The sequence below is a fragment of the Raineyella sp. LH-20 genome (assembly GCF_033110965.1).
GTDB lineage: Bacteria > Actinomycetota > Actinomycetes > Propionibacteriales > Propionibacteriaceae > Raineyella.
The window spans coordinates 1,169,045-1,183,483 of sequence record NZ_CP137003.1; the positions used below are offsets into that span (position 1 = coordinate 1,169,045).

Below are 14,439 nucleotides of genomic sequence, written 5' to 3' on the forward strand. Positions count from 1 at the left end.
TCGATCCGGCTGATCGGCCCCGGGGATCGCCGATCGGGGCAAGGATGTCGACGGGGGACACAAGGATGTCGAGGGGGACACGTGATCGACCCTGACGATGAGGAGGAACAGTGCGGTACGCGGTGATCGGGGCGGGGGGCCTCGGCGGGTTCTTCGGTGGGTTGCTCGCGGCCGGCGGCCACGAGGTCCACTTCGTCGTCCGGGGACGTACGTTGCACACCCTGCACACCTCCGGACTGAGCGTCAGCGGCGGGTTCCTGGCCCGGCTCGACCGGGTCGAGGCCACCGACGACGCGCGGACCATCGGGCACGTCGATGTCGTGCTGGTCGCCGTCAAGGCCGGCCAGCTGCCCGACATCGCCCACCAGCTGCCGCCGCTGGTCGGGCCGGACACCCTGGTGATCACCATGCAGAACGGTGTCGACGCCCCCGATGTCGTCGCCGCGACGGTCGGCCGCGACCACGTGGCCCCCGGGGTCGTACGCGTCTTCACCCAACTCGACGAGCCCGGACGGATCAGCCATCACGGCGGGCCGGACAGCATCACCTTCGCCGGCTGGGACAACGTGGAGACGCCCCTGGTCGAGGCCGCTCGGGCCGCCTTCGAGGGCGTCGGAATCCACGCTCCCGAGCCCGCCGACATCTGGGTGGACCTGTGGAACAAGGCGATGTTCATCATCCCGACCGGTGCCCTCGGCGCGCTCAGCGGGGAGCCGCTCGGGGAGTTGCGCACCGCACTGCGGGACGAACTGACCGCCTGCATCACCGAGATCGACGCGATCGGCCGGGCCCGTGGCGTGGCGCTGCCGCCCGATGCGGTGGCCCGTACGCTCGCCTTCATCGACCAGCAGCCGGCCGAGGCCACCGCCTCGCTGCAGCGCGACCTGCTGGCCGGCCGGCCCTCCGAACTGGACGGCCAGGTCGGCGCCGTGGTGCGGATCGGGCGCCAGCTGGACGTGCCGACGCCGCGCCACGCCTTGATGTACGCCGTGCTGTCGCTGCGGGAGAGGGCCGCTCGGGGCTGAGGCCGCGTACGGGACGGGACCCTGGGGCTGAGCCACACCTGCGGAGTTCACGGCACCCCCCGCGGTTCCTCAATCCGAGTTGAGCGCCGTCGCGCGAGGATTCGTGGTGGTGGTCGTCGTGGTCGTGCGGCTGACCGCCGTCGTGAGGGGCCGCCGCCCCGCAGACGCGCGGGTGTCTGCCAGCCGCCGCGTCTTCAGTCAGCTGCGGCCTACCCGCGGGCCGCGGATCGCTGAAACAGCCGCGGCTGGCAGAAGGGGCCGCATCTGCGGCGGCATGACGATCACGTCCCACGTCCTGGCCTGCCGGCCTAGCGCCCCGCGCCGAGTAGGCGGCAGCCGAAAACCTGGTCGTGGGACAGGCCGGGATCGGCGAGCAGTCCTGTGACCGGGGTCGACAGGCAGACCGGGGCTGATGGATCATCGTGGGCATCCTTCAAGGTGTCACGGTCGTCACTCCGAATCCACGGTGACCCATCCCCGCACCCGACACTCAAGGACGCCCTCCGGGCCACAGGATTCCCTCCAGCGAAACGACTCACCCCGCCGAGGGACTCACCCCACCCCACACGACTCACCCCGCCAAGGGACTTGACTCGTACAAACGCTCGGCTCTTCACCTCACCCACGCGTTCGTGCTGAATGACAGACACCTCTGCACGGGCGAAGTGCAGAGGTCGTCGAATGTGTCTGAGCCGGTGCAGCGGCAGCTGCTGTTCCGAGCCAGACCAGCCTCTCTTGTCCCCGTCGGGTCCCGGTCGCGACGTCGGTCGCGGTTCCTCACGTGTTCCCGTCGCTCGACGGGTCATGCCGAGTGGATGATTGATCGTCGCACCCTCGCCCCTGTACCTCCGCCTCCCCCCTCGCCTCTGTACCTAGAGGTATGTACACTCGAACCATGGATACGCGGGAACGGGGCGACTCACGGGAACGGCTCATCGTGGCGATGAGCGAGCTGATGTGGGAACGCGGCTACGCCGCCACCAGTCCCCGTGAGGTCCGTGCCCGCTCCGGTGTCGGGCAGGGCAGCATGTACCACCACTTCCCGAGCAAGCGAGACCTCGCCCTGGCCGCGCTGGAACGTAACTGCCAGGAGTTGCTGCCCGACACCGAGGACCCGCTCAGCGCCCCGGGCGACCCGCTGGAGAAGCTCGCGGTGCACATGACCAAGCCGCGCGAGGCCCTCAAGGGCTGCAAGGTCGGCCGGATGACCCAGGACCCGCTGGTCGCCGCCGATCCGGGCCTGCTCGCCCCGGTCGCCGACGCCTTCGAGCGGGTGCACGTCGTCCTGGTCGGCGTGATCCGTGAGGCGATCGACGCCGGGGAGCTGCGCGACGACCTCGATCCCGACCGGATCGCCTCGCTCCTTCAGGCCACCATCCAGGGCGGCTACGTGCTCGCCATCGCCCAGCAGGACCGCGCCCCGTACGACGAGGCGATCGCCGGCGCGGTGGACCTGTTGCGGGCGGCGGCGCCCGTTTCCGTCGCGCCCGCCGACACTCCGACCGCCGACACTCCGACCGCCGACCCTCCGACCGTCGGCACCCCGGTCCCCGTCGCGCCGGTGCCGGTCGCGCCTGCCACCACTCCGGCCGCCGGCGCTCCGGTCCCGGTCGCTCCGAGCCAGGACGCCCCGGACACCTCTGCCCCCAGCGCCCCTACTCCCACCACCCCTACCCACAGAAAGGTACGGCCATGACCGTACGTATCGGTATCAACGGATTCGGCCGGATCGGCCGCACCTACCTGCGCGCCGCGCTCGCCAACAACGCCGACGTCGAGGTGGTCGCCGTCAACGACCTCACCGACGCCGACACGCTGGCCACCCTCCTCGAGTGGGACTCGGTCAGCGGTCATCTCGACGACGTCTCCGTCCACGGTGGCGACTTGCGGGTCGGTGACCACGTGGTGCGGGTGTTCTCCGAGGCGCACCCGGCCGGCATCCCCTGGGGCGACGTCGGCGCCGACGTGGTGATCGAGTCCACCGGGCACTTCACCGACGGCGGCAAGGCGCTGGCGCATCTGGAGGGTGGTGCCCGCAAGGTCATCATCTCCGCCCCGGCGAAGGGCGACGTGCCGACGTTCGTGCTCGGCGTGAACGACGACACCCTCGACCCGGCGGCCAGTGACGTCTTCTCCAACGGCTCCTGCACGACGAACTCCCTCGCCCCGCTCGCCAAGGTGCTCAACGACACCTTCGGCGTCGAGAGCGGCCTGATGACCACGGTGCACGCCTACACCGGCGACCAGCGCCTGCACGACGCCCCGCACAAGGATCTGCGTCGGGCGCGCGCCGCAGCCGTGTCGACCATCCCGACCTCCTCGGGCGCCGCGAAGGCGATCGGCAAGGTCATCCCCGAGCTCGACGGACGGCTGACCGGATTCGCACTGCGGGTGCCGGTGCCGGTGGGCTCGATCACCGACCTGACCGTCGTACTGAATCGGGAAGCGACCGTCGAGGAGGTCAACGCCGCGTTCCGGGAGGCCGCCGCGAACGGCCCGATGTCCCACGTGCTCCAGTACTCGGAGGCGCCGCTGGTGTCGCACGACATCGTCGGCAACCCGCACTCGTCGATCTACGACGCCCCGCTGACCCAGGCCGTCGGCCGCCAGGTCAAGGTGCTCGGTTGGTACGACAACGAGTGGGGCTTCTCCAACCGGCTCGTGGAGTTCTCCGAGCGGATCGGCCAGGCGCTCTGACCGTACGGCGTCCGTCGGCGTCGGCACCCGCCAGGTGACCGGTGCCCGTACGGTGAGCTGTCCTTGACAACAACGATCCGGCGTCCCGTCGCGGTGACAACCGCGACGGGACGCCGGATCCTACGGGCCGGGCTCAGCAGGCCTGCGCCGTTGCAGGGCCACCCGGCAGCTCGGCTGTTGTCATCTGGACAGCTGTCTCATCTGGACAGCTGTGCTCAGAAGGACAGCAGCTTCATCCACGGCAGGATCGGCGTGAGCAGGCCGGTCGACATCCAGAACATGCCGAAGTTCATCGCGAAGCCGGCCAGAGCGGACAGCCGGAAGGCGGCCGACCCGACCGGACGCACCTCGTGGCAGGTGGCCGCAGCGGCGGCGGTCTGTTCGACAGTGCGGGTGGCGGGCATCGTCTGCGTCGAGCCGTGTCCGACGGCGGAGCCGGCCGCGCCCGCGTCTGTGTCCTTGGTGGCGGTGCCAATAGCGGTGGCGGCGGAGGTGGCCGTGGCGTCGGTGTGGACGTGCTCGTGGCCGGCCACCGCGGGGCGTACGGCCGCGACGAGCTCCCGGACCGCGGCGATCAGTAGGTAGACCATGAATGGGATGCCGACCAGGGCGATGATCCACATCGAGCCGCCCGGCTGCGAGGCCGCCTGGACGGGAGTCATGCCGCCCATGCTGCCCATGCCGGTCATGCCCGTCATGCCGGACGTGCCCATGCCGCCCATGCCCTGCTGCATGCCGCCCATCGCGGCGCCCGGCTGCGCTCCGCCGTGCTGCATGCCCGCCATGGAGCCCTGCTGCATGCTCGCGGCCATCAGCGGCATCTTCGTCACCATGCCGACCAGGTGCCAGGCCATCGCGCCGAACATCGCGGCGTGGCCGAAGAAGTGGCCGCGCGTCCCACGCCGGGCCACCGCCAGCCCGACGAACCAGGCGGTGGCGAGGCCGAAGACCGCGATCAGCACCGGGCCGGTGACCAGGCCGACGAACGGCTTCCAGGTCACCGTCGACACCATCAGCACCATGACAAGGGACATCACCAGGTGCAGCACATTGGACACCCGCTGGGATCGATCCTGCGGGCGGGTCAGTTCGTAGACCGACCACGCGGTGCACCACACGAACAGGACGAACAGGACGATGAATTTCACCGGTGTGTCGGCGAGCGTGAACACGACGGACCTCCTGGAGGACGACTGACGGGACGAACGGATGTCATCGGGTCGAGTCGTGTGGGAGGGACACGGCAACGCTGGGACGACGCTCGGTGGACCAGGCTAGGTCGCCGCGAACCCGCTGATACCCCCGGTGAGTAGCGGAAATGGAACGGCGTCAGCCGAAGTGGTAGACGATCAGGTCGGCGAAGTGGGTCACCTCGATCACCACCGCGGTCCCGGACGATCCGGCCCGTACGGCGAGGTCGTCGATCCGCCAGGTCCGGTTGACCCGACCGCGGGAGTCGCATGCGCAGCCCCACGGCTCGCCGTACGCCACGGCCAACAGGCCCAGCAGCTCCCCGGCATACGTGCGGACGGCGCCGGCCGACCGCCAGGCCTCCAGCACCGTCAGGTCGATGGTCCCGGCCCGCACCCGGACCCGCCAGCCCGCCCCCGACCGCAGCTCGGGGATGCCGTAGCGGTTCGCCGCGGCGACCAGCTCGTGGTGCTCGATGAAGCGGGCCACGCCCACCCGCACCACCTCGTCGATCAGCCCGACCGTCTCCTCCGGCGAGACGTACGCCGTCAGATAGGCGCCCCTCGTCCGGGGCGACGGCTCGACGGCGGGGACCGGGGCGGTGAACGGCAGCAGGTCGATGACGGTGGCCGGTTCGGGCGGCTGCTCCGGCACGACCGTGCCGTCCGGCCCGGCCGGTGGCTCACCGCCCGGGGCCGGCAACAGTCGGAACGGCGGGCTGGTCGGACTGACGTCGATCGTCAGGTCGCCGGGCCGGTGGTCGCGGTAGCTGGTCGCCCAGACCCGCCCGATGACCTTGCCGGCGCGCCGGGCCTGCTCCGGATCGAGGGTCGCCTCCATGCCGTCGACGCTGATCGTCAGGCTGTCCGAGTCGGCCCGGGCGGTGACCTCCCGACCTCCCAGACGGCTGCCGAGCACCACCGGCTGGCCGAACCACGACGGCGGGATCGTCGCCAGATCGGTGGGCAGCAGGGCCAGCAGGAAGCCGATCTCGGTCGCCACGTCCGACCAGGTCGGCAGCTGGAACGGCCCCGGCTGCCAGGCCGGCGCCGGTCCCTCCGCGGGGGAGAAGGACCACAGGTAGGGCGGGGACAGCTCCGGACCGGCCGCCTCGAAAGCCTGCCGTTCCCGTCGACTGACGTCAGGTTCGTACGGGAAGGCGCGGACGCCGATCTCCCACTCGTCGTAGAACCGGTCGACCCCTGCCTCGACCATCACGTCGTCGAGCAACCAGCGGAACCGCGCCTGTGGCCCGTGCACCTCGTGCGGCGGCCCGCCCAGCGCCTCAGCGATCGCCAGCAGCGTCGGGTGCGCGTCGCTCGGCCGGGGCAACAGTCGGCCCGCCAGGGCAAGGACGGTGGCCTCGACCGCGGTGAGCTGCTCGTTGATCCGCATCCTCACCCCCTGGGTCTAAGGTCGCTGCATGAAGATCTCCCGGCGTTCGGGCATCCAGGCCTTCGAGGTGATGACCATCCAACAGAAGGTTGCCACGATGCAGGCGGCGGGTCAGGACGTTCTGCTGCTCAGCGTCGGTGAACCCTGTCAGGGAGCCCCTCGGCCGGTCCGGGCGCGGCTGGCGCAGGTGGCGACCGACGGCACCGACCTGGGCTACACGCCCGGCTTCGGGCTCGGGCCGCTGCGGGCGGCGATCGCACGGCACTACGCCGACTGGTACGGCGTCGACGTCGACCCGGCGCGGGTGTGCGTCACCATCGGCTCGTCGGGCGCGTTCCTGCTGGCCTTCCTGGCCTGCTTCGACGTCGGGGACCGGGTGGCGGTGGGACGGCCGACGTACCCGGCGTACACCAACGACCTGCGCGCGCTCGGCTGCGAGGTGGTCGAGCTGGACTGTGGCCCGGCCGAACGGTTCCAGCCCACCCCCGAACTGCTTGCCGCCGCCCACGCCGAGTCGCCGCTGGCCGGCGTGGTGCTCGCCTCGCCGGCCAACCCCACCGGGACGATGCTCGACGCGGCGCGGATGGCCGCGCTCGCCACCTGGTGCCGGGAGAACGACGTCCGGCTGATCAGCGACGAGATCTACCACGGGATCAGCTTCACCGGCAGCCGTGGCGAGTGCGCCTGGACGTACGACCCGTCGGCGGTGGTCATCTCCTCGTTCTCGAAGTACTGGTCGATGACCGGCTGGCGGCTCGGCTGGATGCTGTTGCCCGAGGACCTGGTCGATCCGGTCGACCGGCTCACCGGCAATCTCTTCCTCTGCGCGCCAGCCCCGGCGCAGTGGGCGGCCGTCGAGGCGTTCACCCCCGAGGCGTACGCCGCGGCCGACCGCGCCGTCGCCGACTTCGCCGCCGCCCGCAAGGTGGCCCTGGGCGTCGACATGGGCTGGGGCACCGTCGCCCCGCCGGACGGCGCGTTCTATCTCTACGCCGACATCAGTCCGGTGCTCGGGCCGTACGCCGGCTCGCGCGAGTGGTGCGCGGCGCTGCTGGACCAGCAGCACGTCGCCGTCACCCCGGGGCTGGACTTCGACAGTCTCCACGGGGACCGGACGATCCGGTTGTCGCTGTCGGCCGGGGCGCCCGCCGTGGCCGAGGCGTTGCGCCGGATCCGTACGTTCCAGGAGGGTCTGGCCGGACCGGGCGTCAGCGGACCGGCGTGACCACGGCGACCGGGCACTTCGCGCCGTACAGTGCGTGCTGGGCGACGCTGCCGAGCTTCAGTCCCTTGAAGCCCTCCTGACCACGGCGGCCGACGACGAGCAGATCGGCCTTCTCGCTGGCCTTGACCAGGACGTCGCGGGGATGGCCGGGACGCGCCTGCAGGTCGATGGTGACCCCGGGCCTCGTACGCCCCGCAAGGGTCTGCTCCAGCATTGCGTGCGCCACTGCGGGGACCGGGTCGGTCGAGTCCTGCGGCATCGTCGACCAGCACAGCATCAGCGTGACGGTGCCGCCGTCGGCGACCAGATCGAGGGCGAAGTCCAGCGCCGCGGTGCTCGACGTCGAACCGTCAGCCCCCACCACGACCGAGGTCGGCGCGGCGTCGGTGACGTCGTCGCCGTGGACGATGACGACCGGGCAGGCGGCGTGCTGGGCGGTGGTCATCGAGACGGTGCCGAGCAGGGCCGAGGTGATCCGGCCACGGCCACGGTTGCCGAGCACCAGCATGGCGGCCTCGTCACCGGCCCGCACCATCACCCCGGCACCGGAGCCGGTGCGGTCCACACCGGTGACGGCCAGCGCGGGATGGGTCTGGTGCACCCGCTGCACCGCCTCGGCGCTGCGCAGTGGCGCCGCCTCGTTCTCCCGGGCCGACAGCACGGTCAGGGGGAGCCCGAGCCGCTCCGCGGTGCCGGCGGCCCACAACACCGCCCCGCTGGCCATCTCGGAGGAGTCGTAGCCCACGATGACAGGACGGGAACCGCTGGTGCCTTCGGACATGGCCCCAGTCTAGGAGTCCGGATGCGCCCGGAGCGGCCGTACGGTCCGATGAAGCCGTACGGTCCGATGAAGCCGTACGGTCCGATGAAGCGGTGGGACTCCGGGAGAGACACTGGTGCCATGAGTGACACCGATGACTTCCGCATCGAACACGACACCATGGGCGAAGTGAAGGTGCCCGCCCGGGCGCTCTACCAGGCCCAGACCCAGCGCGCCGTCGAGAACTTCCCGATCTCCGGCAGCACTCTCGAACCCGCCCTCGTCGTCGCCCTCGCCCGGGTGAAGAAGGCCGCCGCGGGCGCCAACCAGTCGCTCGGCGTGCTTGACCCCGACACCGCTCTGGCGATCCGTGACGCCGCGGACGAGATCATCGGCGGGGAGCACCTCGGCGAGTTCCCGGTCGACGTCTTCCAGACCGGCTCGGGCACCTCCTCGAACATGAACACCAACGAGGTGCTGGCCACCCTGGCGTCGCACCGGCTGGGCCGCCGGGTGCACCCCAACGACCACGTCAACGCCTCCCAGTCGTCCAACGACGTCTTCCCGACCGCGGTGCACGTGGCCGTCGCCTGGGCGCTGAAGCACCAGCTCTATCCGGCGCTGCAGCACCTGGCGACGGTGCTGTCCGGGAAGGCGGAAGAGTTCAGCACCGTGGTGAAGTCGGGGCGTACGCACCTGATGGACGCCACCCCGGTGACGCTCGGCCAGGAGTTCGGCGGCTATGCCACCCAGGTCAACCTCGGCATCGAGCGGATCTGGGCGTGCCTGGATCGGGTCGCCGAGCTGCCGCTGGGCGGCACCGCCGTCGGGACCGGGATCAACACCCCGCCCGGCTTCGCCCAGAAGGTGATCACCGCGCTGGCCCGGGAGACCGACCTGCCGCTGCGCGAGGCCCGCAACCACTTCGAGGCCCAGTCGGCGCGCGACGGGCTGGTCGAGGCGTCCGGCGTGCTGCGGACCATCGCGGTGTCGCTGACCAAGATCGCCAACGACATCCGCTGGATGGGGTCCGGCCCGCGCGCCGGCCTGGCCGAGATCCACCTGCCGGACCTGCAGCCCGGGTCGTCGATCATGCCGGGCAAGGTCAATCCGGTGCTCTGCGAGGCGATGATCCAGGTCGGCGGCCAGGTGATCGGCAACGATGCGGCGGTGGCGTACGCCGGCACGACCGGTGTCTTCGAGCTCAACGTGATGATCCCGATGATGGGCAACAACCTGCTCCAGTCGATCCGGCTGTTGGCCAACGTGTCGCGGCTCTTCGCGGACCGTACGGTCGCCGGGATCGTCGCCGACGTCGAGCGCTGCCGGACGTACGCCGAGTCGTCCGCCTCGATCGTCACGCCGCTGAACCGCTGGATCGGTTACGAGCACGCCGCGACGGTCGCGAAGACCGCACTGAAGGAGAACAAGACGATCCGCCAGGTGGTGCTGGAGCAGGGTTTCGTCGACCGGGGGCTGCTGACCGAGCAGCAACTGGACGAGGCGCTGGACGTGCTGGCGATGACGGTCCGTCCGGAGGGGATCGTACCGTCGGAGTGACGCCGGTCGTCGGTCACGCCGCGCGCGGCGGTGGGAAGGTGCGCGCGGCGAGGCCGAAGGCGATGGTCATGCCGACGGTGTCCGTGACGGCGCAGACGAGGTGCCCGTCGCCTCGGTCGACCAGCAGGTACGGGTCAGGGCCCTGGGCGTGGACGCCACGCCACCGCTGCAGGACCCGGGGCGCACCCAGTCCGAGGAGGTCGGTGACCTCGGCCAGCACCAGGTCGGTCGCACCCTCGTCGAGGAAGGGCGTCGGCGTCGGAGCGTACGTGTGCGTGTCGCCGGCGAGAATCGTCCCGTCGGGCCGCTGGGTGGCCATGACGTTCGCCTCGATCGCCAGCAGGTCGGGGCGCCGCTCCGCCAGACGGGCGCGCAGCGGCGTGAGCGTGGCCAGATCGGCGAACGCGGCGTAGTGCAGCAAGGAGGTGCCGCTGAGCACCGCCGGCCCGATCCGGAGGCCGGGATCGGCGAGCAGCGTCATCTGCAGCACGCAGCGCTCCAGTCCCGCGTCGTCGGCGATCTGTGGCAGCAGCCGGTCGAGGTCGGGGCCCACACAGGTCACCGTCCGCTCGGCCCGGATCATCCCCCGGCTGGTGGTGGTCACCGCGCCCTCGGTACCGAGCGAGGTCGTGTTCCACAGGAAGCGGACGCCGTCGGCCTCCAACCAGGCGGCGAGGCGGCCGACCGCCTCACGCGGATCGACCCGCAGATCGGCGTGCAGGGCGAGCCCGCCGACGACGGAGGTGGCGGCCCCGCCGAGCCGGTCACGGGTCTCGGCGGCGGTGAGCAGGGCGACCTCGTCGGCACGTACGACATCAGGGCCTGGTCCGGCGCCTGCGCCCGGCCTGGCGTCAGTGCCACGTGCAGGAACGGAGCCCCATCCGGTGTCGCCTCTGGCACTTGCCCTGTCTCCGGCACTGGTGCTGTCTTCGGAACTGGTGCTGTCTTCGGCACTGGTGCTGTCTTCGGCACCAGCCCTGCGGACCGCGGCGTACTCCTCGAGGACCGCCAGTTCCTCGGGGCTGCGCGCCGCTACCAGTCCGCCGGAGGCGACCGCCCAGAACCCTGCGCGGCGGGAGAGGTCCAGCCAGCGTTGTCGGGCGACGCGGGCGAGATCCAGCAGGTCGCCGGACTGAGCCGTCACGCAGCAGTGGCCGAAGTTGCGCACGGACTCCCCGACGGCCCGGTGGTCGCGGTCGATGACGACGACGTCGAGCCCCAGGTCGTGGGCCGCGGCGGCGTGGGCGAGGCCGACGATGCCGGCGCCGACCACCAGCACGTCGCAGGATGTCCGCACAGTGCTCACGCCGCGAATGTAAGGCCGGCAACGCCACGCCGCCAGCCCTGCAGGGCCACTGGTGTGAGGTGCCTCGGGTGGCCACTGGTGTGAGGCTGCTTCGGGTGGCCACTGGTGTGAGGCTGCTTCGGGTGGCCACTGGTGTGAGGTGCCTCGGGTGGCCACTGGTGTGAGGCTGCCTCGGGTGGCCACTGGTGTGAGGGGGCCGCGGTAGGCAGTGCCGGTCCGAGGCATGGGTGTTCAGCCGCGGTGCGCGATGTGCGGTGCACCCGTGGTGGAGGCGCTGGGTGCGCGCGTGCCTGGTGAGGGTCAGCTCGGCATGCGGTGGGCGGTGCCAGTCCGGTACGGCGTGCGGCCTTGGCGTCGAATCCGAGGTCGGCACGGTTGTGCGGATGCCAACGCGTGCCAACGAGTCCGGACAGGCACTCGTGCCCGCCCGCGCGATGCGGTCATGCGTTGTGCTGATGCGTTCATGTGTGTCTTCACGCACCAACGCATCAGCACAACGCATAACCGGGGTCGGGCGGCGATGGTGCGGTCCAGGACCGGGGTCGAGCGGCGATGGTGCGGTCCAGGACCGGGGTCGGGCGGCGATGGTGCGGTCCAGGACCGGGGTCGGGCGGTGATGGTGCGGTCCACGACGGGGTTCGGACCCGTGTGTCGCGGCGGACAGCGTGCGTCATGTCGGACCCGTGCGTCATGTCGGACCCGTGCGTCATGTCGGACCCGTGCGTCATGTCGGACCCGTGCGTCATGTCGGACCCGTGCGTCATGTCGCGCACCCTGCCTCACGCCGAACGCGGCACAGGACGCCGCCGGGGCGCCAGTCGAACGCCCCGGCGCCCCCGCCCCGCACCTCAGAGGAAACCTCAGATGAAGATGACCTGGGCCCCCTCGCTGATCACGATGAAGTCGGCGGCCGAGATGACGCCCTCGACGGCCGGGTGCAGATCGGCCTCGAGCAGCTTCATCATGTCGAAGGTCAGCCGGCAGGCGTACAGGTGTGCGCCCTGGGCGGCCATCAGGTCGAGGAACTCCGGGACATCGGGGATGTCGAGCTCGGCCATCTCCTTCTTGAAGTAGCGCGTGGCGTACGCGCCCATGCCCGGCAGGCCGCCGAGCTGTTGGGGCACCGAGAAGTGCTCGAGCCCCGGACGTACGTTGCCCAACGCCGGCATGTGCATGGCGGTGTTGCCCGAGATGGTGAACTTCAGGTTCTGGTTGGTCTTCTGGTTGACCATGTCGAGGCCCCAGAAGGTGAAGAAGATGTGCACCTCGCAGCCCTCGCTGAGGGCGGCGTTGCCCATGATCAGCGCGGGGTAGGCCATGTCGAGATTGCCCTTGGAACAGATGAAGGCGATCTTGCGCGGCCCGGCGTACGCGGGGGTGGCTCCGGCGTACGCCTCGGCGGGGGCGGTGGTGCCGGCGGGGCCGGCGGTGGTGCCGGCAGGAGCGGGGGCACGGCCGAAGTCCGGCATGATGAACCCGTCGGGGATCCGGGCGGGGCTGGTGCGGGCCTCCGTGGTGGTGGCAGTCATGATCTGGGTCTCCTTGACACAGTCGACGTGACGCGGGCGACTAGACGCAGCCGACGGGCTTGGGCAGGCCGGCGATCCAGGCCATCTTCTTGGCCGGCTTGCCGGGGTAGAGGCGGTAGAGCTCCTTGATGTCGAAGCCGCCCACGGTCTGCATCCGGCGCAGCGTGGGGGTCGGCCCGTTCTTCGCGGAGTCCTCGCGCATGAAACGGATCGGGGCCCAGTGCTCCTCGTCCATCTCGATGCCGATGAGCTGGGCCAGGTCGGTGGCCAGCTCCTCGCTCCACTCGTCGCGGTCGGTGAAGAAGCCCTCGTCGTTCACCTGGAACGTACGGTCGTTGAGGGTGTTGGTGGGCACGTCAGTCCTCCTCGTGCTTGCCGGCCATGGACATCAGGGTCGGGACGGGCAGCTTGTGGCCGGGCAGCAGCACCTTCCAGTAGATCTGCTCGAAGGCGAGCTTGCCCAGATGGTTGAGCCGGGAACGGCCGAGCAGCTTCATCGGGCCGACGCCGGCCAACGGGAAGGTGCCGGTCAACGGCTGGGTGTCGTAGTTGAAGTCGAGCAGCAACGCCTGGCCGCGGCCGGACTCGACGAAGCAGTTGGCGTGCCCGTCGAAGGAGTTGGGCATCGGTCGGCCGTCGATCAGCGCCAGGAAGTTCGGGACGAACGTCTCGACCGCGAAGTGGGCCACCGCCCCGGCCTTGGAGGTGGGGATGTTGCTCGCGTCACCGAGCACGAAGATGTTGTCGTACGCGGTGGACCGCAGGGTCTTCTTGTCGACCGGGATGAAGCCGGCGTCGTCGCCGAGGCCCGAGTCGAAGACGTACTGCTGGCCGGTGTGCAGCGGGATGGTGACCAGGAGGTCGAAGGGCTGTTCGCGGCCGTCGTACGACACCAGCACCTGGCGGTCGTTGTCGATCCGCTCCAGGGCGAAGTCGGTGACCTGGCGGATCGAGCGGTCGGTGAGCAGGTGGCCCAGTTCGCGGGAGGCGATCGGCTTGGTGAAGGCGCCGTCCAGCGGCGTGACGTACGTGATGTCGACCTTGTGGCGGATCCGGCGGGTGCGGAAGTAGTCCTCGACCAGCAGGACGAACTCCAGCGGCGCGACCGGGCACTTGATCGGCATGTCGGTGAGCTGCACCAGGAGCTTGCCGCCCTGGAACGTCTCGAGCGCATCGTGGAGCCTGGTGGAGCCCTCCAGGGTGTAGAAGTCGAAGACCTTCTTGTACCAGAGCTTGCCGTCGGCCATCCCGGGGGTCAGGTCGGGTCGGGGCACCGCGCCGGTGGCGATCAGCAGCCAGTCGTACGGCAGCGTACGACCGTCCTCGAGGTCGACTTCGTTGTCGGCGGCGCGGACCTTGCGGATGCCCGTCTGGACGAAGTCCACCCCCTTCGGGAGGAACTGTGTACGGGGCTTGACCACCCGTTCGGGCGTCGAGGTGCCGAACGGGATGAAGAGGTAGCCCGGCTGGTACGGATGGTCGTTGTCTTTGTCGACCACAGTGATCGACCAGTCGTCAGGAAGCTCGCGACGGAGGATGTTGGCGAGCATGGTGCCGGCGGTACCGGCACCGAGGATGAGGAGCCGTCTCATGCTGTGAGGATACCCCGGCGGGTATCTGAGTACTACCCCTTCCGTAGAACCTGTGGGGTGTGATCTCGTGCACCGTGGACGCGGCGCAATGACGCCGTTCCGTGGTCGACGGCGAGCGTCGTCGGGTCGCCGAAAGACGCTCGAGGCGGCCCCACTACT

The 14,439-nt window shown here is 70.4% G+C and carries 12 protein-coding genes; 5 read left to right on the forward strand and 7 right to left on the reverse strand.

Going from position 1 to position 14,439, the window contains the following annotated elements; all coding sequences use genetic code 11:
- Nucleotides 1–110: 110 nt before the first annotated feature.
- From R0146_RS05085 to gap, 3 genes are all read left to right on the forward strand, one after another.
- Entirely contained in the window at nt 111–1,025 is a 915-nt protein-coding gene (locus R0146_RS05085; protein ID WP_317691776.1) for a 2-dehydropantoate 2-reductase, read from the forward strand.
- A gap of 895 nt (nt 1,026–1,920) precedes the next feature.
- The gene (locus tag R0146_RS05090) at nt 1,921–2,721 is read left to right on the forward strand and encodes a TetR/AcrR family transcriptional regulator (protein ID WP_317691777.1); all 801 of its coding nucleotides are present in this window, start codon (nt 1,921–1,923) and stop codon (nt 2,719–2,721) included.
- Complete coding sequence (gene gap / locus R0146_RS05095) at nt 2,718–3,722, forward strand: type I glyceraldehyde-3-phosphate dehydrogenase (protein WP_317691778.1); 1,005 nt, start codon at nt 2,718–2,720, stop codon at nt 3,720–3,722. Before R0146_RS05090 ends, gap begins: the two co-directional genes overlap by 4 nt.
- Before the next feature lie 215 nt (nt 3,723–3,937).
- On the opposite strand, the gene R0146_RS05100 is transcribed toward gap, so the two are convergent.
- Both R0146_RS05100 and R0146_RS05105 read right to left on the reverse strand, forming a co-directional pair.
- On the reverse strand, nt 3,938–4,894 hold the full coding sequence (locus tag R0146_RS05100; protein ID WP_317691779.1) for a hypothetical protein: 957 nt from the start codon (nt 4,892–4,894) through the stop codon (nt 3,938–3,940).
- 157 nt (nt 4,895–5,051) lie between these two features.
- Nucleotides 5,052–6,308, reverse strand: coding sequence for a hypothetical protein (locus R0146_RS05105; protein ID WP_317691780.1), 1,257 nt, complete (start codon nt 6,306–6,308; stop codon nt 5,052–5,054).
- 28 nt (nt 6,309–6,336) lie between these two features.
- Between R0146_RS05105 and R0146_RS05110 the strand changes: the two genes are divergently transcribed.
- Nucleotides 6,337–7,533: a pyridoxal phosphate-dependent aminotransferase gene (locus tag R0146_RS05110; protein WP_317691781.1), complete on the forward strand. Its 1,197-nt coding sequence runs from the start codon at nt 6,337–6,339 to the stop codon at nt 7,531–7,533.
- Here the strand turns inward: R0146_RS05110 and R0146_RS05115 are convergent.
- Nucleotides 7,517–8,314, reverse strand: coding sequence for a universal stress protein (locus R0146_RS05115; RefSeq protein WP_317691782.1), 798 nt, complete (start codon nt 8,312–8,314; stop codon nt 7,517–7,519). The genes R0146_RS05110 and R0146_RS05115 overlap by 17 nt on opposite strands.
- 120 nt (nt 8,315–8,434) lie before the next feature.
- Between R0146_RS05115 and R0146_RS05120 the strand changes: the two genes are divergently transcribed.
- A complete protein-coding gene (locus R0146_RS05120; RefSeq protein ID WP_317691783.1) occupies nt 8,435–9,853 on the forward strand; it encodes a class II fumarate hydratase in 1,419 nt (472 codons plus the stop codon).
- 13 nt (nt 9,854–9,866) lie between these two features.
- Here the strand turns inward: R0146_RS05120 and R0146_RS05125 are convergent, their stop codons facing one another.
- From R0146_RS05125 to R0146_RS05140, 4 genes are all read right to left on the reverse strand, one after another.
- Nucleotides 9,867–11,159 (reverse strand): FAD-dependent oxidoreductase, encoded by a 1,293-nt coding sequence (locus R0146_RS05125; RefSeq protein ID WP_317691784.1) that lies wholly within the window; start codon nt 11,157–11,159, stop codon nt 9,867–9,869.
- An 860-nt stretch (nt 11,160–12,019) separates the two neighbouring features.
- A complete protein-coding gene (locus R0146_RS05130) occupies nt 12,020–12,688 on the reverse strand; it encodes a DsrE/DsrF/DrsH-like family protein (RefSeq protein ID WP_317691785.1) in 669 nt (222 codons plus the stop codon).
- Between the two features lie 40 nt (nt 12,689–12,728).
- Nucleotides 12,729–13,043 (reverse strand): TusE/DsrC/DsvC family sulfur relay protein, encoded by a 315-nt coding sequence (locus R0146_RS05135; protein ID WP_317691786.1) that lies wholly within the window; start codon nt 13,041–13,043, stop codon nt 12,729–12,731.
- A 1-nt stretch (nt 13,044) separates the two neighbouring features.
- Complete coding sequence (locus tag R0146_RS05140) at nt 13,045–14,280, reverse strand: type III sulfide quinone reductase, selenoprotein subtype (protein ID WP_317691788.1); 1,236 nt, start codon at nt 14,278–14,280, stop codon at nt 13,045–13,047.
- Nucleotides 14,281–14,439: the final 159 nt, after the last annotated feature.

Excerpts from the sequence above, each read along its gene's own strand:
- R0146_RS05090 (WP_317691777.1), top strand. The coding sequence starts at position 1,921 with ATGGATACGCGGGAACGGGGCGACTCACGGGAACGGCTCATCGTGGCG.
- gap (WP_317691778.1), top strand. The coding sequence starts at position 2,718 with ATGACCGTACGTATCGGTATCAACGGATTCGGCCGGATCGGCCGCACC.
- R0146_RS05105 (WP_317691780.1), bottom strand. The coding sequence starts at position 6,308 with ATGCGGATCAACGAGCAGCTCACCGCGGTCGAGGCCACCGTCCTTGCC.
- R0146_RS05110 (WP_317691781.1), top strand. The coding sequence starts at position 6,337 with ATGAAGATCTCCCGGCGTTCGGGCATCCAGGCCTTCGAGGTGATGACC.
- R0146_RS05115 (WP_317691782.1), bottom strand. The coding sequence starts at position 8,314 with ATGTCCGAAGGCACCAGCGGTTCCCGTCCTGTCATCGTGGGCTACGAC.
- R0146_RS05120 (WP_317691783.1), top strand. The coding sequence starts at position 8,435 with ATGAGTGACACCGATGACTTCCGCATCGAACACGACACCATGGGCGAA.
- R0146_RS05130 (WP_317691785.1), bottom strand. The coding sequence starts at position 12,688 with ATGACTGCCACCACCACGGAGGCCCGCACCAGCCCCGCCCGGATCCCC.
- R0146_RS05140 (WP_317691788.1), bottom strand. The coding sequence starts at position 14,280 with ATGAGACGGCTCCTCATCCTCGGTGCCGGTACCGCCGGCACCATGCTC.